The organism is Curtobacterium sp. ISL-83 (assembly GCF_018613895.1).
Taxonomy (GTDB): domain Bacteria; phylum Actinomycetota; class Actinomycetes; order Actinomycetales; family Microbacteriaceae; genus Curtobacterium.
This window is the reverse complement of the sequence record NZ_JAGGPH010000011.1, coordinates 1-18,588: the sequence shown is the minus strand read 5'-3', so window position 1 is coordinate 18,588 and position 18,588 is coordinate 1. Positions and strand designations below refer to the sequence as shown.

The following is an 18,588-nucleotide window of genomic DNA, read 5'->3' as shown; positions in this document are numbered from 1 at the left end:
ACCGCACCGTCCGCGGGCGAGGCGAGCCGCGCCTCCCGTCCGATCTACCACCTGCAGAACGTGAGCAAGACGTACAAGCAGAAGAACCGCGTGGTGACGGCGCTCACGAACGTCGACCTGGTGATCCCCCAGGGACAGCTCGTCGCGATCCAGGGCCCGACCGGCGGCGGCAAGTCGACGCTGCTGCAGATGCTCGGCGCACTCGACCGCCCGACGGCCGGCTCGGTACTGCTCGGGGATCGCGACGTCGCGAGGCTCGGCGACCGCGCGCTGACGGACCTCCGGGCCACCGAGATCGGCTTCGTGTTCCAGAGCTTCAACCTCATCCCGACGCTCTCCGCCCTGGAGAACGTCGAGACGGCGTTCGCCGGCTCCCTGGCGAACCGCTCCCGCGCCGAGGTGCGGCAGCGCGCGACGGACGCGTTGCAGGAGGTCGGGCTCGCCGAACGACTCGACCACCTGCCCGCCGAGCTGTCGGGCGGGCAGCAGCAGCGCGTGGCGATCGCGCGGGCGCTCGTGAAGAACCCGAGCGTCCTGCTCGCGGACGAGCCGACCGGCGCCCTCGACGAGGGCACCCGCGACGAGATCATGGGGCTGATCGAGACGCAGTGGCGCGACCGCGGACTGACGGTCGTGATCGTCACGCACGACTCGTGGGTGGCGCAGCGGGCCGAGCGACGGTTGCACATCAAGCAGGGCCAGGTGCGCGACCTGTAGCGGCCCTGGCCAGCGATCCGGGAGGCACGTCCCGCGCCCGGCACGCGAGCGGGCGGAACCAGATGCTCGGCCTCGACGGCCGGTGCGGGTTCCGCCCGCTCGTCACGCACGACGGGGCGAGCGGGCCCGCGCCCGGACACTCGCCACGCACGTGGGCAGGCGCCCGGCCGCTCGGCACGCACGCGGGGCCGGAGCCGGCGTCCGGCCCGCCGCTACGAGATCGGGTAGTCGCAGTACGCGAACCAGGCGGAGTCCGGTGCCCACGGCGGCACGTTGACCGTCCCCTGCCCACCGTTGAGCGCCACCAGCGTCTCGGGCACCACGGCCATCCGCGCACCGCGTGCGAGGACGCCCGGCAGCAGCCGGAGCTCCACCCGCTGGTCCGCCGGGTGTCCCTGCACACCGGGCTCGTACGACAGGTACAGCAGGTGCTCGCCGTCCGGTGAGACGTGCGGGAACCAGTTCACGCGCTCGTCGCCGGTGAGCTGCACCGGGTCGGCGAAGGCCCGGTCGCCCTCCTGCGCACCGCCGCCGTCCTGCGCACCGTCGCCGTCCTGCGCACCGTCGGCGTCCTGCACACCGTCGTCGGACGTTCCGATCCGGACGGTCGCGAGCTGCGCCGTCCCCGGGCTGAATCGCTCGGTGTTGAAGAGCAGGAACGCCCCGTCCGGGCTGAACGCACACCCGTCGTCCGGGAACCCGTCGCGTGTGACGAAGGTCGGCTCGCCCGATGCCGGGTCGACGAGCGCGACGTCGGTGGTCCAGACGCCGTCGACGGACAGGTCCCCGACGATCGCTGCCAGGCTCGAGCCGTCCGGCGCGATGCCGTGCAGGTAGAACTTCCGCTTGGTCGGCAGCACCGCCGCGGTGTCGGTCAGCTGCTCGACCGCTCCGCCCGCGGGCAACGGCACGCGGTAGAGCTCCCCGTTGCGTGCACTCACCACGACCGAGGTGCCCGAGGGGTCGAGCACGTGGTCGTTGTTGATCTCGTCGACGCCGTCCATCGGCACGGGCACGAGCGCGGTCTCGTCGAGCACGACGTCGACCTCGCGCGCGGGCAGCGGCAACAGCCACAGGTCACCGTTGCCGTTCAGGACGAGGGTCTGGTCGTCCAGGACGTTCGGTGCCTCGACGAGCACGGAACGCGACTCGAACACCAGGCGGCTCGTCCGCGACGCGACGTCGTACACGTGCACGCGGCTGGTCTGTCCGGGCAGCAGTTGCCGCCCTCGGGGCTCGGTCATGGGGTCATCCTGTCGTGTCTGGTGGTCTCGGGGCTCGGTCGTCGGAGGGCGGGTCTCGGGTGCGGCGACCGTTCGCGGACCGGACGCCGCGAGATCGGTCCCCCAGCGCGAGGTCGGTCGCCCAACGCGAGACTCGGGGCACGCGGCTGCCGCCGCACACGGACGGGAGGCGCGGTGCGGGTCGGACCCGCACCGCGCCTCCCGACGGGGTGGTGCCTGCGGCTACTTCACCGCACCGGCGGTGAGGCCGGCCACGAACTGGCGCTGCACGATGAGGAACGCGATGACGACCGGGATCGACACGACGAGCGACGCCGCCATGATCTGGTTCCAGTACACGTTCGTCTGCGTCGAGTACTGCTGCAGACCGACGGCGAGCGTCTGCCCGTTGCCGTTCGTCATGACCGAGGCGAACAGGACCTCACCCCAGGCCGTCATGAACGAGTAGATGCCCACTGCGACCAGACCCGGACGGGCCGACGGCAGGATGATCCGGAACAACGCACCCATCGGGCCCGAGCCGTCCACCATCGCGGCCTCGTCGAGCTCGCGCGGGATGGTCTCGAAGTAGCCCGCGAGCATCCAGATCGAGAACGGCAGCGTGAACGTCAGGTAGGTGATGATCAGGCCGGTCCAGGACCCGACGAGCTGGATGCCGAGCGAGTTCCCGAGGTTCGTGAAGATCAGGAACAGCGGGAGCAGGAACAGCACGCCCGGGAACATCTGGGTCGAGAGCACCGTCGTGGTGAAGGCGCTCTTGCCCTTGAAGTTCCACCGCGACACCGCGTAGGCGGCGAACGTGGCGATGACGAGCGAGAACACCGTCGCGACCGTGCAGACCACTAGCGAGTTGATGAAGTACTGCCCCAGTGGCACCGTCGACCACATGTCGATGAACGGCTGGAAGGTGATCCGGGTCGGGATCCACGTGAAGGTGTTCTGGACGTCACCGAGCGGCTTCATGGCCGTGGTGATCATCACGTAGAGCGGGACGACCGTGAAGATCGTGAGGAGCGTCAGGACGACGATCTTGAAGGACTTGGCGCCGACTGTTTCACGCACGGACGGACCTCCGGTTGGTCACGGCGAGGTAGATGCCGGTCACGATGAGCAGGAAGATGAGGAGCAGGACGCTCATCGCGGCCCCGGAACCGAAGTTCCAGGTGATGAACGACGCGTTGTAGATGTGGAAGCTGAGCAGGTCCGCGGCCGGGGGCTGCGCGGTCGAGCCGAAGAGCACGAACGGCGTGTTGAAGTCGTTGAAGGTCCAGAGGAACATCACGAGCACGAGCGTCACGTTGACCGGTCGCACCATCGGCAGGGTGATCGAGCGCCACTGGCGGAACGGCTTCGCACCGTCGACCGAGGCGGCCTCGTACACGTCGGCCGGGACCGACTGCAGGCCGGCCATCAGCATCAGGAAGGCGAACGGCCAGGTCTTCCAGATCGCGACCACCACGACGGCCACGAAGGCGTTGTTGCCGATGAGCCAGAACGGGGCGTGCCCGGCGAACAGGTGCAGCTGGTCCACGAGCAGGTGGTTGATGGCACCGGAGTCACGCTGGAACATGAACTTCCAGGTGATCACGCCGGCGTACATCGGCAGCGCGTACGGCACCAGGAACAGCGTGCGGAAGAGCCCGCGACCGCGGAACTCCTTCTGCAGCGCGACCGCAGCCGCCATGCCGAAGGCCCAGGAGAGCCCGACCACGAGCACCGTGAAGCCGGCCGTGATCAGGAACGAGTTGAGCAGCCCCTTGCCGATCGCCTGGTTGAAGTCCACGGCGACCGAGTAGTTGTGCAGCCCGGCCCAGGGCGCGGAGCCCCAGTTCGCGATGAAGTACTTGGTGAGCTGCACGAAGCTGATCCAGATGCCGACGAGCATCGGCACGATGTGGATCAGGAGCTCGAAGAGGACCGCGGGACCGACCAGGGCGTACGGCAGCCACTGGAGTCGACGCTTCTTCCCACCCGGAGGCGTCGACAGCGTCGGCGCATGCGTGTGGGTCAGGTCGATGGCCTCGGATTCAGGCAGGACCGTCGTGGACATGTGCAAGGCCTTTCGGCTTCGGAACGGAGTTCGGGTGCACGAGCACTCACCGTGGTGGCGGTGAGGCCGGGAGGCTCGGGGCGCGTGGGCCGAGACGGCTCACGTCCGGCGCGTGGCCGGGTCTCGAAGAGAGAGGGGGCGGAAGCCCGGGGCGGTCCTGCGGACGCGCCCCGGGCCTCCAGGCTGGGTGTGGATCAGCCGTTCGCCTGGGACACCTGGTCCTGGGCGGTCTGCAGCGCGGTCTTGATGTCACTGGTGGACACCGTGCCGCCGGTTGCGATCTTGGCGAACATCTCGTTCATCGCCTTGCCGACCGTGGACTCGAACTGGTCCTCGGCGGGCACGAGCGGGAGCGGCTTCGCCTTGTTGTTGTAGATGTCGAGGAACGTCTTCGTCTGCGGGTCCGAGACGGAGCTCACAGCGGAGGCGAGCACCGGCAGGGCCGAGTACGGCTTGTCGAGCGTGGCCTGCGTGCTTTCGCTCGTCATGTACTTGACGAACTTCAGCGCGCCGTCCTTGTTCTTCGTGTTCTTGAAGATCGACAGGTTGATGCCGGCCGGGAAGCTGGCGATGTCCTGGCCACCCTTGGGGGCGGGCAGGGCGACCACACCGTACTCGGACGACTTCATCCCGAGGGACTCGATCGTCGCGTTGGCGTTGTTCTGGTTCAGGATGAACGCGGCCTTCTTGTTCGCGAAGTCCGTCACCGACTGCGTCGCGTTGTCGTACTGCGCGTTCGACGGGTTCGCGACCTTGTCGCTCTGCATCAGGTCGAGGTACCGCTTGATGCCGTTGACGTTCGCCGACGAGGTGAAGGTCGGCTTGCCGCTCTTGTCGAACCACTCGCCGCCGTTCTGCGCGGCGTTGATGAACGCGAAGTGCGCGTTCTCGGTGTACGAACCACCGGCGATGCTGAAGCCGTACTTGCCACCGGTGGTGAGCTTCTTGGCGTCAGCGGTCAGCTCCTCCCACGTGGTGGGCGGGGTGATGCCGGCAGCCTGGAGCATGGCCTTGTTGTAGTACAGGCCGTAGGCGAGGCCGTAGAGCGGGACGCTCGTGACGGTCTTGCCGGGGGCGCCACCGGTGGAGAGCGCGACCTTGCCGAACTTGTCGGCACCGCCGATCGACTTCATCTCGGAGGAGCCGAACTCCTGGAACGCACCGGTCGCCTGGAGCGAGGTCGCCCAGGTGTTGCCGATGTTGACGACGTCCGGGCCCTGGCCCGAGGTGACGGCGGTCTGGATCTTCGTCTGCAGGTCGTTCCAGCCGATGACCTGGAGGTTGACCTTGATCCCGGTCTCCTTGGTGAACTTGGCGAGGACGGGGGTGAGCACCTCCTTGTCGTTCTGGAGGGACGTGCCCTGGTTGGACGCCCAGTAGGTGAGCGTCTTGCTGCCGGAGGAACCGGATCCGGACGAACCGGAGGAACAGGCTGCGAGGCCGGTCACGGTGAGTGCCGCGGCCGCGGTGATGGCCAGTGCGCGGATGACAGTGCGCATGACTCTCTCTTTCTCGTCGTTGAGATGGTGCTGAGGGTGGATCTTCGGGTGCTGCTGTGTGCTGCCGGACGACATCGGTGCCGCCCGGCGGTGCGGGTCAGACCAGGGTCTGCTCCGCGGGATCCCAGCCCTCGGGGAGGATCTGGGACGGCGTGACGGTGCTCTCGACGAGCACCGCCTCGCCACGCTCTGCCGACTCGGCGATGGAGACCATCACGTCGAGGGCGTGGAAGGCGAGGGCACCGGGGACCCGGTTCTCCTCACCTGCGCGGAGGGACCGGGCGAGGTCGACCACGCCGGTGCCGCGCGAGTAGGTGGACCCGACGGCCGGAACGACCTCGGGCTCGTCGGCGCCGAGCGCGTACAGCTCGGTGTCGCCGTCGAAGTTGTTCGGGTCGGGGAACACGACCGTGCCGGTCTCGCCCGCGATCTCGACGAACCCGGTACGCCCGCGGTCCGACTCGAACGAGAAGACGCTCTGTGCGCTCCCGCCGTTCTCGAACTCGATGAGTGCGGAGTGGTTCGTGGGGACCTCGACCGGGAACTCGGTGCCGGCCTTCGGGCCGGATCCGATCGTCCGGGTCGCACGCGACTTCGAGGCGGTCGCCGTGACCTTCTTCACCGGGCCGAACACCTGCACGAGGGTCGTGATGTAGTACGGGCCGATGTCGAACAGGGGGCCCGCGCCGTAGGCGAAGAGGAACTCGGGGCTCGGGTGCCACGACTCGGGGCCGGGGCTCTGGAAGAGCGTCAGGCCGTTGAGCGGTGCGCCGATGCGGCCGTCGCGGATGGTGCGGAGCGCGGTCTGCAGTCCGGCACCGAGGAAGGTGTCGGGTGCGACGCTGACGGTCTTGCCGGCGGCAGCGGCGGCGTCGCGCAGCTGCGCGGCGCTCTCGCGGTCGAGGGCGTAGGGCTTCTCGCCCCACACGTGCTTGCCGGCGGCGAGGGCCTGCAGTGCGACCTCGACGTGGGCGGCCGGGATGGTCAGGTTGACGACGATCTCGATGTCGTCGTCGGCGAGGAGCTCGGCGACGGTACCGGAGCCGGGAACGCCCCACTTCTCGGCCTGCGACGCGGCACGCTCGAGGTCGATGTCGGCGATGAAGCGGACGGTGACGTCCGGGAAGACCGTCAGGTTCGACAGGTACTGGTCCGAGATGACCCCGGCGCCGATGACGCCGACGCCGACCGGGCCGGTCTTCGTGGTGGTGGAGTGCTGGTCGTGCACTGCGGTGTCGGTCATGCGGTGGCCCCTTCGAGGAACGTGTAGGAGTCGGTGACGGCCTGGAACACGTCGCCCTCGTGGTCGTCGAGTTCGACGACCCACTGGGCGTCCGGTGCGGCGCCGATGATGTCGCGGACGGGCATGATGCCGTTGCCGACCGCGACCTGCTTCTTGTCGTCGTGCGATCCGTCGCCGTCCTTGACGTGCAGGAACTGGACCTTGTCGCCGTACTTGCCGATGATCGCGACCGGGTCGTCGCCGCCGACCGTCACCCAGTAGGTGTCGAGCTCGAGCACGACGTCGTCGGAGAGCGCGTCGGCGAAGACCTCGTAGGCGCTGACGCCGTCGATGCGGTTCGAGAACTCGAACGCGTGGTTGTGGTAACCGAGCGTCAGGCCGTGATCGGCGGCGCGGGGTGCGAGGGCGCTGAGTTCGCGGGCGATCGCCTCGACGTCCTCACGGGTGGTCCAGCGGGTCTCGTCGATGTGCGGGTCGATCAGGGTGCCGAGTCCGACGGTGGCACTCGCGTGGAAGATGCGCTCGAGGTCCTGCTCGCCGGCGTCGAGCAGCCGCGCGTGGCCGCTCGGGGCGACCAGGCCGGCGTCGGCGAGGGCCGTCACGTACTCGTCGGCACGATCGACGTAGCCGAAGAGCTCGACGTTCGTGTAGCCGATGCCGGCGATGCGCTTGAGCGTGCCGGGCAGATCGGCCGAGAGCGCGTCACGGACGGTGTAGAGCTGAACCGAGAGCGGTTGTGTCACCAGGGATGTCTCCTCGTCGAGATGTTGCGGTCGTCTCTGACCGCTCGCCACACTATGACCACTTTTGTCGGCGGTCAAGCAGAAGTTGCACGAATGTCGACGCACTTCGTTGCGTGGCGCGTTGGAACTGTGCTTCACTCGCCCCATGGTCGACTTGACACGGATGGCAGCGTCGCCGCCGGTCGGGACGAGCGAGCTGTTCCAGATCCTGCGCGACGGTGTGCCGCGGACCCGGGCCGAGCTCGCCGCGCTGACAGGACTCGCACGCTCGACGATCGGCGTGCGCCTCGATGCCCTCATCGACGTCGGACTCGTCGGTCCTGTGGACACCGCTGCGTCCACCGGCGGGCGTCCGCCGGCCCAGGTCGCCCTCATGCCCCGGGCGCGTCTGGTGATCGCCGCGGACCTCGGTGCCTCGCACGGTCGTGTCGCAGTGACGGACCTCGCGGCCGCACCGCTCGCCACGCGGGAGGCCCGGATCGACATCGCGGCCGGCCCCGTCCCCACGCTCTCCTGGCTCGTCGAGACGATCGACGCCCTCCTCGACGAGATCGGCCGGTCCCGCCACGACGTCGTCGCCATCGGCATCGGTGTCCCGGGCCCGGTCGAGTTCTCCACCGGACGACCCGCGAACCCGCCGATCATGCCGGGCTGGGACGGCTTCGACGTGCCCGCCTGGCTCCGACAGCACATCGCGGCGCACGTCCTGCTCGACAACGACGTGAACATCGCCGCGCTCGGCGAACGGGAGCACGGGTGGCCCGCCGTCGACCACCTGCTCTTCGTGAAGGTCGCCACCGGCATCGGGTCGGGCATCGTCTCGGACGGCCAGCTCCAGCGCGGCGCACAGGGCACCGCGGGCGACATCGGCCACGTCCGGGTGTCCCGCGCCGGCGACGTGCCGTGTCACTGCGGCAACACCGGGTGCCTGGAGGCCGTGGCGTCCGGTCCCGCCATCGCCCGGTCCCTGCGGGCGAAGGGCCACGACGTGCACTCCAGCGCGGACGTGATCGACCTCGTCAACCGCTCCGACCTCGACGCCATCTACGCCGTGCGACAGGCCGGCCGGGACATCGGCGAGGTCCTCGCCACCTGCGTGTCCCTCATGAACCCGTCGGTGATCGTGCTCGGCGGCTCGATCACGCAGGCCGGTGAGCACCTGCTCGCCGGCGTCCGCGAGGTCGTGTACTCCCGCTCGATGCCCCTGGCCACCGAACACCTCGTGATCGCGCAGTCGCGTGCCGGTTCCGTCGCCGCACTGCAGGGGGCCGCGGCCCTCGCGATCGGGTACGCCCTCTCCCCCGCCGGCGTCGACGAGCTCGTCGCCTTCGCCGAGGGCCCGCAGCTCGTCTCCTGAGCCCGGCCGAGCCCGCTCGGGCACCGGGCCGGCTCCTCGGGCCGCGAGTCCGCGCGTCGGATTCGTCGCCGTCGGCGTGCGGGGGGAGAATCGTCGGGTGACGATCGTGCAGCCCACCCTGTGGGGCGACCTGGACCCCGGGTGGGAGGACCACCCCGCGTCCGCCGCGCCGGTCACGTTCCAGGAGCGGCCGACCGACCGCGCCGCGCCACCGGTGCACGACACCTTCACCGTCCTCCGGGGGCACACCGAACGGATCGTCGCGCACTCCTCGGACCGCGTCGCGTGGTTGCGCGCTCGTGCTGCCGGCATCACGGCGACCGACGTCGCACGCCTCGCCTCGCTGCGAGCCGTCGAGGCGGTCGTCGCGGACAAGCGCTGGGGCTCCCGGTTCTCGGGCAACGTCTACACGGAGCACGGCAAGGACCGCGAACCCGTGATCGCTGCCTGGGTGGCAGCGACGCACGGGATCCAGCCGTCGGCGCACCTGTTCCACGCGTCGACCAACCGCGCGCACCTGGCCACCCCGGACGGCGTCGGGCTCGATGCCTCGTCGCGGCTGGTGCTCGCCGAGATCAAGACGACCGGCAAGGGCTGGCGGAGCATCCCGCGGCACTACCTGCGGCAGATCTGGTGGCAGCAGTACGTCCTCGGAGCCGACCGCACCCTGTTCGTGTGGGAGCGGCACGACGAGTTCGTGCCCGTCGCCGACGAACCCGAGTGCCGGTGGGTGGACCGCGACGACGACCAGATCCGCGGGTTGATCCAACTCGCCGACCTGGTGCTCGATCGGCTGCGCGGGTTCCGCGACTAGCGGGCCGTTCCGGTCCGACTAGACCTTGACCAGCCGGAGTCGGCTCATCCCGATCACGAGCACGCCCATCAGCGCGATGAACACGGCCACGCCGAGGCAGTAGAGCCCGACGACGCCGTACCCGAGCCCGGGGCTGAGGAACGGGTACGGCACCCATCCGTCCGTCGCGCCGCGGATGAGCACGACGACGAGCCACACGGCCGGGTACAGCAGGAACCACCACACCTGCCGAAGGAGCAGCCGTGACCGGTCCGAGAAGAGCAGCCAGTCGAGCACGGCGTACACCGGCATGATCTTGTGCAACACGTCGTTCGGCCACCACACGGACGTGGACACGTCGACGCCGGTCAGCAGCGTCGTGTAGACGATCCCCGTCGTCGCCATGTACACCGTCGCCGCCCCGCGGAACAGCGACGCGCCTGTTCCCTCACGCTTGCGGCGGGCCGCCGCAACGAGCGTCAGGGCGAACGCCAGCGCGATCATGATGTTCGACTGGATCGTGAAGTAGCCGAAGAAGTTCCACGGCGAGTAGCTCGGCAGCCGCGAGCTCACCAGCCACTGCGTGACGATCGCAGCGACCACGGCGATGACGGCGAGGAGACGGAGGGAGTTCGCGAGGGTCCGCACGGTGCAACCGTACCGGGCCGACGACCGTCCACGACGAGAAGGGCCCGCACCGTTCCCGGTGCGGGCCCTTCTGTGTGATCAGGTCGATCAGATGCTGTTGACGTCCAGCGGGATGCCCGGCCCGAAGGTCGTCGAGACGGCGCCCTTCATGACGTAGCGGCCCTTCGAGGAGCTCGGCTTGAGGCGGTTGATCTCCTCGAGCGCGGTCGAGATGTTCTCGTCGAGCTGCTCGGACGTGAACGAGGCCTTGCCGACGACGAAGTGCACGTTCGCGTGCTTGTCGACGCGGAACTCGATCTTGCCGCCCTTGATGTCGTTCACGGCCTGTGCCACGTTCGGCGTCACGGTGCCGGTCTTCGGGTTGGGCATGAGGCCACGCGGGCCGAGCACCTTGCCGAGACGACCGACCTTGCCCATGAGTTCGGGCGTCGCGACGGCGGAGTCGAAGGACGTGTAGCCCTCGGCGACCTTCGCGATGAGCTCGTCGCCACCGACCTCGTCAGCGCCGGCAGCGATGGCGGCCTCAGCCGCAGCGCCGGTCGCGAAGACGATGACGCGGGCGGTCTTGCCCGTGCCGTGCGGCAGGATGACCGTGCCACGGACCATCTGGTCCGCCTTGCGCGGGTCGACACCGAGCTTGAGGGCGACCTCGACGGTGGAGTCGGTCTTGGAGGAACCGGTCTCCTTCGCCAGGGCGACTGCCTCGGACGGGGTGTAGAACTTGTCGGCCTCGATCTTCGCGGCCGCGGCCTGGTAGGCCTTTGACTTCTTCGCCATGGTGATCTCCTTGGGAGCTACGTGGTTGACGAGCCGGCGAGGCTCTCCCACGGAAGGGTTCGTGCGAGGGTGTGGGGCGAGGTGCCCCGGGGTCGGACTAGGCCTCGACCGTGATGCCCATCGAGCGCGCGGTGCCAGCGATGATCTTCGCGGCCTGCTCGATGTCGTTCGCGTTCAGGTCGGCCTGCTTGGTCTCGGCGATCTGACGGACCTGGTCCATCGAGATCGTCGCGACCTTGACCGTGTGCGGGGTCGAGGACCCCTTCTGCACACCCGCTGCCTTCTTGATGAGCTCCGCGGCCGGCGGGGTCTTGAGGACGAACGTGAACGAACGGTCCTCGTAGACGGTGATCTCGACCGGCACGACGTTCCCGCGCTGCGACTCGGTCGCGGCGTTGTACGCCTTGCAGAACTCCATGATGTTCACGCCGTGCTGACCGAGCGCTGGACCGATCGGGGGGGCCGGGTTGGCGGCTCCCGCGTTGATCTGCAGCTTGATCAGGCCCGTGACCTTCTTCTTCGGTGCCATGACTTGTCTTCCTCCTGGAATCGAACGCACGGGGACCCGTGCACTCTCCCGCTGGCCCGGCCGTTCCGGACCGCGGTGACGCCCCACACACGCGAGCGCGCGGGACCAAACTTGATGAGCTTAGCGGATGTCGCTGAGCACGCGGTGTTCGGACTAGAGCTTCGTGACCTGGTCGAAGCTGAGCTCGACCGGCGTCTCGCGCTCGAAGAGCGAGACGAGCACCGTGAGCTTGCCGCTCTCCGGCTTGATCTCCGAGATCGACCCCGGCAGACCCGCGAACGAGCCTTCCTTGATGGTGATCGTCTCGCCGACCTCGAAGTCGACCTCCGCCGCGGGCTGCGACTGGAGTCCGCCGCCCTTGCCGCCCTTGGTCGGAGCGGCCTCGGCCACCTGGACCAGCGACTTCAGCATGCCGAACGCCTCGTCGAAGCGGAGCGGCGTCGGGTTGTGCGCGTTGCCGACGAAGCCGGTGACGCCCGGGGTGTGCCGGACGACCGACCACGAGTCCTCGTTGAGGTCCATGCGGACGAGCACGTACGAGGGGATCCGGACGCGGGTGACCAGCTTGCGCTGCCCGTTCTTGATCTCGACGACGTCCTCCATCGGGACCTCGACCTGGTAGATGTAGTCCTCCATCGACATCGACACCATGCGGTTCTCGATGTTCGACTTCACGCGGCGCTCGAAGCCCGCGTAGGAGTGGATGACGTACCACTTGCCGGGCTTCATCCGCAGCTCGGCCTTGAAGGCTTCGTACGGGTCGACCTCGGCGGGCTCGGCGTCCTCGTCCTCGTCCTCGGCGTCCGCGTCGGCGGTGTCCGCGTCGGCGGTGTCCGCGTCGAGGGCTTCGTCGGCGGCGAGCGTGGCGTTCGCCTCGGCTGCGGTCTCCGCTTCGAGCTCGAGCTCTTCTTCGTCCTCGACCGCTTCGACGGCGGCCTCGGCCTCGTCAGCGGTGTCGATCTCGAGCGCGTCGTCGACGACGGCGTCCGCTTCGGGGTCGCGGGCCTCGGCCAGGGCGTCGAGCGCCTCGTCGAGACCGACGTCGACGGTGCCGTCGTCCGGCTCGTCGCTCAGGCCCAGCGAGGGGTCGTCTTCGTCCTCGATCGAGATCGCACGCTCTTCAGCGGACTCGACCGAACGCCCCTCAGCGGTCTCGACGTCGCCTTCCTGGTTCTCCTCGACCTCGGAGGACTGCTCGGCAGCCGTCGCGAGGTCGATGTCGTCGCGGGAGTAGTCAGACACAGTCGATTCTTTCCGTTCGGTGGTGCTGGTCGGGTTGGCGGGTGGTCCGGATCAGGACCGGAGCCGTCTCCGGCGACCGTACTCCTGCGCCGGTCGGCCCAGGATGGTGCACGTCCGGGTCAGGCCGTGGGCCCGTTGCCGAAGACGTACCCGACGCCGAGGCCGAAGACGAAGTCCAGGATCGACACGAGCACCATCATCACGACGACGAACACCAGCACGACGCCCGTGTAGCTGAAGAGTTCCTTGCGGGTCGGCGTGACGACCTTGCGGAGTTCGGCGATGACCTGACGGATGAACAGGGCGATGGCAGCGATGGGACCGCGGCGTGCCGCTCGGTCGTGCTTCGCCTGGGCGACGACGTCGTCCGCCGTCGTCTCCATGTCTTTGCTCGCCAACTTCTACCCTTCCAGATCTGCAGGGCGGACAGGACTCGAACCTGCAACCTGCGGTTTTGGAGACCGCTGCTCTACCAATTGAGCCACCGCCCTTCAGAACACAGTTCGTCACCGTTCCGCGTTCCGGTGGACGAGTCTACGGGAGACCGTCACACGGTGTCCACTTGGCCGCGGCCCCGGCGTGCCGCGCCGATAGGCTGGGACCCGTGAGCACCGAAGCCCCCGGCCCCGAGTCCACCGCCAACGCGCCCGTCGGCACCCCCGCCCGCGCGCACACCGACCGAGCGCGCATCGCGTCCCGCATCGCGGCGATCGCCGAGTCCGCGACGCTCAAGGTCGACGCCAAGGCCAAGGCCCTGAAGGCCGCCGGGCGTCCCGTCATCTCCTTCGCGGCGGGCGAGCCCGACTTCGCCACCCCCCAGCACGTGGTCGACGCCGCCGTGCAGGCCGCGCAGGACCCGAAGAACCACCGGTACACGCCCGCCACCGGCCTGCCGGAACTGAAGCAGGCGGTCGCGGAGAAGACCGCGCGGGAGTCCGGCATCACGGTCGACCCCTCCCGGGTCATCATCACCAACGGCGGCAAGCAGGCCGTCTACCAGGCCTTCCAGACGATCGTCGACGACGGTGACGAGGTCCTGCTGCCGGCCCCGTACTGGACCACCTACCCGGAGGCCATCCGGTTGGCGGGCGGCGTCCCGGTCGAGGTCTTCGCCGGCAGCGACCAGGGGTACCTCGTCACGGTCGAGCAGCTCGAGGCCGCGCGCACCCCGCGGACCAAGGCGCTCCTGTTCTGCTCCCCCTCGAACCCGACCGGCGCCGTCTACACCGCCGAGCAGACCCGGGCCATCGGCGAGTGGGCGCTCGAGCACGGCATCTGGGTCATCAGCGACGAGATCTACCAGGACCTCGTGTACGACGGCGTCCGCTTCACGGGCATCCTCGACGCCGTCCCCGCGCTCGCGGACACGACGATCCTGGTGAACGGCGTCGCGAAGACGTACGCGATGACCGGGTGGCGTGTCGGGTGGTTCATCGGTCCGGCCGACGCCGTCAAGGCCGCGTCGAACCTGCAGTCGCACCTGTCGTCCAACGTCGCCAACGTCTCCCAGCGTGCGGCGATCGCGGCACTCACCGGGCCGCAGGAGCCCGTGACCGCCATGCGCGAGGCCTTCGATCGTCGCCGGAAGGCCATCGTCGACGGTCTGAACGCGATCCCCGGCGTCCTCACGCCGACCCCGCAGGGCGCCTTCTACGTCTACCCCGATGTCACCGGGTTGCTCGGCCGCGAGTGGGCCGGCACCACACCGACCACGTCCCTCGAGCTCGCGGACCTGATCCTCGAACACGCCGAGGTCGCGGTGGTCCCCGGCGAGGCGTTCGGGCCCTCCGGCTACCTCCGGCTGTCGTACGCGCTGGGCGACGACGACATCGCCGAGGGCGTCGCGCGCCTGGCGGCGTTCTTCAGCTAGGTCGGCGGCGCGGCCGGTACCCGGCCGCACCCCGCTCCGCACATCGCGCCCCGTTCCCGCGGGGCGCGATGTCGTTCCGGGGGTGCGACACCGTCCGGTCCACCGGCACTACGGGACTGGAGGCGCGTGGCCGGGTCAGTCCAGCAGCTCGCCGACCACGACGGGTTCCGGCACGAGCGACACCCCGAAGCGGTTCAGCACCGTCACCTGGACGTAGCGGGCCAGTTCGGCGACCTGGGCCGCGGTCGCTCCCCCGCGGTTCGTCAGCGCCAGGGTGTGCTTCGAGGACACCGCGGCGCGCGAACCCGGAACGGCGTACCCGCGATGGATGCCCGCGTGCTCGATGAGCCACGCGGCGCTCAGCTTCACCCCGTCCCCGGCGGCCCACCGGGGCGCTTCGGGCGGCAGGGTCTCGGCGAACCCGGCGGAGACGATCGGGTTCGTGAAGAACGACCCGGCGCTCCACGTGTCGGGGTCGTCGGCGTCCAGCACCATGCCCTTCGAGGCGCGGAGCCGCAGGACCTCGGTGCGGACCGTCGTCGGAGGGACGAGGGTGCCGAGCTCGACGTCGAGGGACCCGGCGAGCTGTGCGTACCGGACCGGCACGCCGGTCTGCGCCGCACGGCCCAACCGGAACTCGACCGTGAGCACCACGCCGCGCCGCCCGTGCTTCAGCGTCGAGGTGCGGTAGCCGAGCGCCAGCTCGGCCGCGGGGAGCCACGCGCGCTCCCCCGTCGCCGCGTCCAGGAACTCGACGGCGGTGAGCACGTCGGACAGTTCGACCCCGTAGGCGCCGATGTTCTGCACGGGGGCGGCACCGACCGTGCCCGGGATGCCGCTGAGGGCCTCCAGACCGGTCCACCCGTTGTCGACGGTCTCGGCGACGAACGCGTCCCAGGGTTCGCCGGCGGCGACCCGGACCGTGACGCCGTCGGCGTCGGCGACGGCGCTGACACCGCGCGTGCGGACCAGGACCACCGTGCCGTCGAAGCCCGCATCGGCGGCCAGGAGGTTGCTGCCACCACCGACGACGAGCCAGTCCTCGTCGTCCCACGCGGCGAACGCGTGCGCGACCAGGTCGTCGGTCGTCTCGGCCGTCAGGAGCCGCGTGGCGGGACCACCCACCCGGAAGGTCGTGAGGTCCGCGAGCACCGGGGTCGACACGGTCAGCGGAACGTCACCGTGACCTGCGCCTTGCCGAGCACGGTCTGCCCGGCGGCGGTCACGGTGAGGTCGATGCGGACCGGACGGCCGTCGTCGTCGACGGTGCCGACCTTGGCGACGACCCCGACGGTCGCTCCCTGCTCGGGGTCGACGATGACGGGGCGCGTGAAGCGGACGCTGTAACCGGCGACCCAGCCTCGGTCGCCGAGCCACTCGGACACGGGCTGCACGGCGAGGCCCATCGTGAGCATCCCGTGTGCGAGGACCCCGGGGAGCCCGACCGACCGGGCGACGTCGTCGCGGTAGTGGATGGGGTTGAAGTCACCCGAGGCGCCGGCGTAGCGGACCAGGGCGTCGCGCGTCAGGTGGACGTCGCGTTCTGCGACGACCGTGCCGACCTCGAGCGCGGGGACGGGTGCGGCGGTCATGCGTCTGCTCCTCGGACGACCAGGGTGGAGGTCGCGGTGACCACGTCGGCGCCGGTCGCGTCGACGACGGCCGACCGGGCGGTGACCATCGCGTTGCCGCCGAGGGTCTTCACGCTCGTGACCGTGAGGGTCGCGGTCAGTTCGTCGCCCGCCACGATCGGCCGGTCGTACGCGAAGGCCTGCTCGCCGTGCACGACGCGGGAGAAGTCGATGCCGGCGTCCGGCTCCGCAAGGAGCTGGGCGAGCGTGGCCTCCTGCACGACGACGGCGAAGGTCGGCGGCGCGACGACGTCGGCGTAGCCGGCGGCGCGGGCGGCCTCGGGATCGAGGTGGATCGGGTTCGTCGCGAACACCGCGCGGGAGAACTCGCGCACCTTCTCGCGACCGACCAGGTAGGGCTGGGCCGGCGGGAAGGTCCTGCCGACGAGCTCGGGGTTCACAGACACGTCGGGGAGTCTACCGAGGGCCACCCGAGGCCTTGCCTTTGATGAGTTTGCATCGGATATGCTGGCCGGGCCGGCGTCGGGGGATGCCGGGTCGATTCCGGGGACGGGGAAACACGATGGAGACCACGACCGAGTACGCGGTGCACACCGGGGACCGGCGCACGGCCATGGAGGTCGCCGGGGCTGCGCTCCGACAGTCCGGGCACCACGTCGAGTCGACCGGGGGGACGCTCACCGCGACCGCGGGCAACCGGGTGCTCACGATCCTGTTCGGCGCGCTCGTGCACCCCGAGCGGGAGTTCCGGCGGTGGGAGCTGTCGAGCACCGTCACCGGCGCCTCCACGACGATCACCGTCCGGCCGTCCGGGCACGGCACCGCGGTGTCCGGCGGGGGCATCGGGGCGGAGCGTCGGCGGGCGGCGTGGCACGCGGTGAACGCGAACCTCGAGGGGGCACTGCGGGCTGCCGGGGTGCTGGTGTCGCGCACGGAGCGCCGTTCGCGCTGACGCGAGCGCGCGCGGCCCGCGGCCCGAGCCCTCGGTGCGAGGTTGATCGCCCCGTGCGCGGAAAGAACCTCGCACGGGGCGATCAAGCGCGCACGAGGCGAAGCGGCCCGGCGGCACGGCGCGGCGGCGCTCACCCGGCGACGCGGCCCGGGAACGACTGAAGCCCGGCGCAACAGCGCCGGGCTTCCGGTAGCGAGGGCGGGACTTGAACCCGCGACCCCACGATTATGAGTCGTGTGCTCTAACCAACTGAGCTACCCCGCCAGAGATCCGGTCCGACGTACGGACCGGGTCGGAGCCCCGAGTCAGGATTGAACTGACGACCCCTTCCTTACCATGGAAGTGCTCTACCACTGAGCTATCGGGGCGCTGTACCGCGAGCGGCACCACACGAGGATAGCAGAACCCGGACAGTGCTCAGGAACCCGCCGGGACGCCCGGGCGCGCCGTCCGGAGCACCGCTAGTTCACGTTCGCGCGGAGCCACGCGAGCGGGTCGATGGGCACCCCGTTGACGTGGATCTCGAGGTGCAGGTGCGGCCCGGTCGAGTTGCCGCTGCTGCCGACGAGCCCGAGTTCGTCGCCCACCGTGACGTGCTGCCCGTTGACGACCTTGAACGAGTTGTCGAGAATGTGGCCGTAGACGCTGACGAACTGCTTGCCGTCGACGTCGTGCTGGACCCAGACGTCGTTGCCGTAGCCGCCGTCGTTCGGCTGCACCTTGATGACCGTGCCGCTCGCGACCACGTGGATCGGGGTACCGGCCCCCGGAGCGAAGTCGACGCCCATGTGGTTCGTGGAGCAGAACGAGCACCCCGCGACCTCACGCGCACCGAAGCCGGACGTGATGGGCACTGCGGTCGGGAACGGCCACTGGATGGACCCGGTCGGGTCGGTCGAGAAGTTCGAACCGGTGACGGGCTTGTACTGCGCTGCCGACGACACCGTGTACTGGTCGCGGGTGATCGCGGCCCCGTCGGCGTCGCCCACGCTGAGGGACTGCGTCGCGCCGGACGCGGTCGTCCGGGCCGCGGTGGAGCCGGGCTCCGGCGTGTAGAACGCCTGCGCCGGCAGCGAGGTGGAGACCACGAGACCGGCGGCGAAGAGGAGCGCGCCGACCGCGGTGGCCCGGGAGGCGTTCCGGCGGAGGGCCGCTCCCTGCCGCGGTGCGGCGGGCTGCACCGTCACGGTCCGCGCGCCGAGGTGGCGGGTGGCACGGTCGGCGTACGGGGAGGTCGTCGCGGTCGCACGTACGGGCGTCGTGCGAGCAGTCGACCGGCGCGGAGCCGCGGAGCCTGCGGTCCGGCGCGGGGCCGGTGCGCCGGCTGTCCGC

General features: G+C 69.9%; 20 protein-coding genes and 3 tRNA genes. 5 read left to right on the top strand and 18 right to left on the bottom strand.

What is annotated here, in order from left to right:
• Positions 1 to 42 precede the first annotated feature (42 nt).
• Positions 43 to 717, top strand: a complete 675-nt coding sequence (locus J7E22_RS10250; protein WP_214981854.1) for an ABC transporter ATP-binding protein — start codon at positions 43 to 45, stop codon at positions 715 to 717.
• Between the two features lie 212 nt (positions 718 to 929).
• On the opposite strand, the gene J7E22_RS10245 is transcribed toward J7E22_RS10250, so the two are convergent.
• From J7E22_RS10245 to J7E22_RS10220, 6 genes are all read right to left on the bottom strand, one after another.
• On the bottom strand, positions 930 to 1,961 hold the full coding sequence (locus J7E22_RS10245; RefSeq protein WP_214981638.1) for a biopolymer transporter Tol: 1,032 nt from the start codon (positions 1,959 to 1,961) through the stop codon (positions 930 to 932).
• A 222-nt stretch (positions 1,962 to 2,183) separates the two neighbouring features.
• A complete protein-coding gene (locus tag J7E22_RS10240) occupies positions 2,184 to 3,023 on the bottom strand; it encodes a carbohydrate ABC transporter permease (RefSeq protein WP_214981637.1) in 840 nt (279 codons plus the stop codon).
• Entirely contained in the window at positions 3,016 to 4,011 is a 996-nt protein-coding gene (locus tag J7E22_RS10235; protein WP_214981636.1) for a carbohydrate ABC transporter permease, read from the bottom strand. The genes J7E22_RS10240 and J7E22_RS10235 overlap by 8 nt, the downstream gene beginning before the upstream one ends.
• Positions 4,012 to 4,205: 194 nt before the next feature.
• Positions 4,206 to 5,510 (bottom strand): sugar ABC transporter substrate-binding protein, encoded by a 1,305-nt coding sequence (locus J7E22_RS10230; protein WP_214981635.1) that lies wholly within the window; start codon positions 5,508 to 5,510, stop codon positions 4,206 to 4,208.
• Positions 5,511 to 5,607: 97 nt separating this feature from the next.
• Positions 5,608 to 6,753 (bottom strand): Gfo/Idh/MocA family protein, encoded by a 1,146-nt coding sequence (locus tag J7E22_RS10225; RefSeq protein WP_214981634.1) that lies wholly within the window; start codon positions 6,751 to 6,753, stop codon positions 5,608 to 5,610.
• Complete coding sequence (locus J7E22_RS10220) at positions 6,750 to 7,496, bottom strand: sugar phosphate isomerase/epimerase (RefSeq protein ID WP_214981633.1); 747 nt, start codon at positions 7,494 to 7,496, stop codon at positions 6,750 to 6,752. Before J7E22_RS10220 ends, J7E22_RS10225 begins: the two co-directional genes overlap by 4 nt.
• Before the next feature lie 145 nt (positions 7,497 to 7,641).
• Here J7E22_RS10220 and J7E22_RS10215 point away from each other — a divergent pair, with 145 nt between their 5' ends.
• Together J7E22_RS10215 and J7E22_RS10210 are read left to right on the top strand one after the other, a co-directional pair.
• Positions 7,642 to 8,853 (top strand): ROK family transcriptional regulator, encoded by a 1,212-nt coding sequence (locus tag J7E22_RS10215; protein ID WP_214981632.1) that lies wholly within the window; start codon positions 7,642 to 7,644, stop codon positions 8,851 to 8,853.
• Between the two features lie 97 nt (positions 8,854 to 8,950).
• On the top strand, positions 8,951 to 9,667 hold the full coding sequence (locus J7E22_RS10210) for a YqaJ viral recombinase family protein (protein WP_308159219.1): 717 nt from the start codon (positions 8,951 to 8,953) through the stop codon (positions 9,665 to 9,667).
• 18 nt (positions 9,668 to 9,685) lie between these two features.
• On the opposite strand, the gene J7E22_RS10205 is transcribed toward J7E22_RS10210, so the two are convergent.
• The 6 genes from J7E22_RS10205 to J7E22_RS10180 all read right to left on the bottom strand — a co-directional run bounded on the left by J7E22_RS10205 (position 9,686) and on the right by J7E22_RS10180 (position 13,333).
• Positions 9,686 to 10,294 carry a Pr6Pr family membrane protein gene (locus tag J7E22_RS10205; RefSeq protein ID WP_214981631.1) on the bottom strand — a complete coding sequence of 203 codons (609 nt, stop codon included), beginning with the start codon at positions 10,292 to 10,294 and terminating at the stop codon, positions 9,686 to 9,688.
• 87 nt (positions 10,295 to 10,381) lie between these two features.
• The gene (rplA, locus tag J7E22_RS10200; protein WP_214981630.1) at positions 10,382 to 11,071 is read right to left on the bottom strand and encodes a 50S ribosomal protein L1; all 690 of its coding nucleotides are present in this window, start codon (positions 11,069 to 11,071) and stop codon (positions 10,382 to 10,384) included.
• Between the two features lie 97 nt (positions 11,072 to 11,168).
• Positions 11,169 to 11,600: a 50S ribosomal protein L11 gene (gene rplK / locus J7E22_RS10195; protein ID WP_214981629.1), complete on the bottom strand. Its 432-nt coding sequence runs from the start codon at positions 11,598 to 11,600 to the stop codon at positions 11,169 to 11,171.
• Between the two features lie 153 nt (positions 11,601 to 11,753).
• The gene (nusG, locus tag J7E22_RS10190; RefSeq protein ID WP_214981628.1) at positions 11,754 to 12,842 is read right to left on the bottom strand and encodes a transcription termination/antitermination protein NusG; all 1,089 of its coding nucleotides are present in this window, start codon (positions 12,840 to 12,842) and stop codon (positions 11,754 to 11,756) included.
• Positions 12,843 to 12,961: 119 nt separating this feature from the next.
• Entirely contained in the window at positions 12,962 to 13,225 is a 264-nt protein-coding gene (gene secE, locus J7E22_RS10185) for a preprotein translocase subunit SecE (RefSeq protein ID WP_374193271.1), read from the bottom strand.
• A 35-nt stretch (positions 13,226 to 13,260) separates the two neighbouring features.
• Positions 13,261 to 13,333 (bottom strand) — tRNA-Trp (locus tag J7E22_RS10180).
• 197 nt (positions 13,334 to 13,530) lie between these two features.
• Here J7E22_RS10180 and J7E22_RS10175 point away from each other — a divergent pair.
• Positions 13,531 to 14,712, top strand: coding sequence for a pyridoxal phosphate-dependent aminotransferase (locus tag J7E22_RS10175; RefSeq protein ID WP_214981852.1), 1,182 nt, complete (start codon positions 13,531 to 13,533; stop codon positions 14,710 to 14,712).
• Positions 14,713 to 14,847: 135 nt separating this feature from the next.
• Here J7E22_RS10175 and J7E22_RS10170 read toward each other — a convergent pair whose 3' ends face one another.
• The 3 genes from J7E22_RS10170 to J7E22_RS10160 are packed head-to-tail and all read right to left on the bottom strand — an operon-like array spanning position 14,848 to position 16,750.
• The gene (locus J7E22_RS10170; RefSeq protein WP_251008992.1) at positions 14,848 to 15,882 is read right to left on the bottom strand and encodes a UDP-N-acetylmuramate dehydrogenase; all 1,035 of its coding nucleotides are present in this window, start codon (positions 15,880 to 15,882) and stop codon (positions 14,848 to 14,850) included.
• Positions 15,879 to 16,304, bottom strand: coding sequence for a MaoC/PaaZ C-terminal domain-containing protein (locus J7E22_RS10165; protein ID WP_214981625.1), 426 nt, complete (start codon positions 16,302 to 16,304; stop codon positions 15,879 to 15,881). Before J7E22_RS10165 ends, J7E22_RS10170 begins: the two co-directional genes overlap by 4 nt.
• Positions 16,301 to 16,750, bottom strand: a complete 450-nt coding sequence (locus tag J7E22_RS10160; RefSeq protein ID WP_214981624.1) for a MaoC family dehydratase N-terminal domain-containing protein — start codon at positions 16,748 to 16,750, stop codon at positions 16,301 to 16,303. Before J7E22_RS10160 ends, J7E22_RS10165 begins: the two co-directional genes overlap by 4 nt.
• A gap of 116 nt (positions 16,751 to 16,866) precedes the next feature.
• On the opposite strand from J7E22_RS10160, the gene J7E22_RS10155 reads away from it, so the two are divergent.
• The gene (locus tag J7E22_RS10155; RefSeq protein WP_214981623.1) at positions 16,867 to 17,256 is read left to right on the top strand and encodes a hypothetical protein; all 390 of its coding nucleotides are present in this window, start codon (positions 16,867 to 16,869) and stop codon (positions 17,254 to 17,256) included.
• A gap of 190 nt (positions 17,257 to 17,446) precedes the next feature.
• Here J7E22_RS10155 and J7E22_RS10150 read toward each other — a convergent pair.
• The 3 genes from J7E22_RS10150 to J7E22_RS10140 all read right to left on the bottom strand — a co-directional run.
• Positions 17,447 to 17,520 (bottom strand) — tRNA-Met (locus tag J7E22_RS10150).
• A gap of 32 nt (positions 17,521 to 17,552) precedes the next feature.
• Positions 17,553 to 17,624: transfer RNA gene (locus tag J7E22_RS10145), tRNA-Thr, on the bottom strand.
• A gap of 93 nt (positions 17,625 to 17,717) precedes the next feature.
• Positions 17,718 to 18,588, bottom strand: an 871-nt coding sequence (locus J7E22_RS10140) for a M23 family metallopeptidase (RefSeq protein WP_214981622.1), incomplete at its 5' end; no start/stop codon positions are given.

Bases quoted from the DNA above. Each gene is read 5' to 3' on its own strand.
- J7E22_RS10245 (WP_214981638.1), bottom strand. From the start codon at position 1,961: ATGACCGAGCCCCGAGGGCGGCAACTGCTGCCCGGACAGACCAGCCGC.
- J7E22_RS10215 (WP_214981632.1), top strand. From the start codon at position 7,642: ATGGTCGACTTGACACGGATGGCAGCGTCGCCGCCGGTCGGGACGAGC.
- J7E22_RS10225 (WP_214981634.1), bottom strand. From the start codon at position 6,753: ATGACCGACACCGCAGTGCACGACCAGCACTCCACCACCACGAAGACC.
- rplK (WP_214981629.1), bottom strand. From the start codon at position 11,600: ATGGCACCGAAGAAGAAGGTCACGGGCCTGATCAAGCTGCAGATCAAC.
- rplA (WP_214981630.1), bottom strand. From the start codon at position 11,071: ATGGCGAAGAAGTCAAAGGCCTACCAGGCCGCGGCCGCGAAGATCGAG.
- secE (WP_374193271.1), bottom strand. From the start codon at position 13,225: ATGGAGACGACGGCGGACGACGTCGTCGCCCAGGCGAAGCACGACCGA.
- J7E22_RS10165 (WP_214981625.1), bottom strand. From the start codon at position 16,304: ATGACCGCCGCACCCGTCCCCGCGCTCGAGGTCGGCACGGTCGTCGCA.
- J7E22_RS10230 (WP_214981635.1), bottom strand. From the start codon at position 5,510: ATGCGCACTGTCATCCGCGCACTGGCCATCACCGCGGCCGCGGCACTC.
- J7E22_RS10155 (WP_214981623.1), top strand. From the start codon at position 16,867: ATGGAGACCACGACCGAGTACGCGGTGCACACCGGGGACCGGCGCACG.
- J7E22_RS10235 (WP_214981636.1), bottom strand. From the start codon at position 4,011: ATGTCCACGACGGTCCTGCCTGAATCCGAGGCCATCGACCTGACCCAC.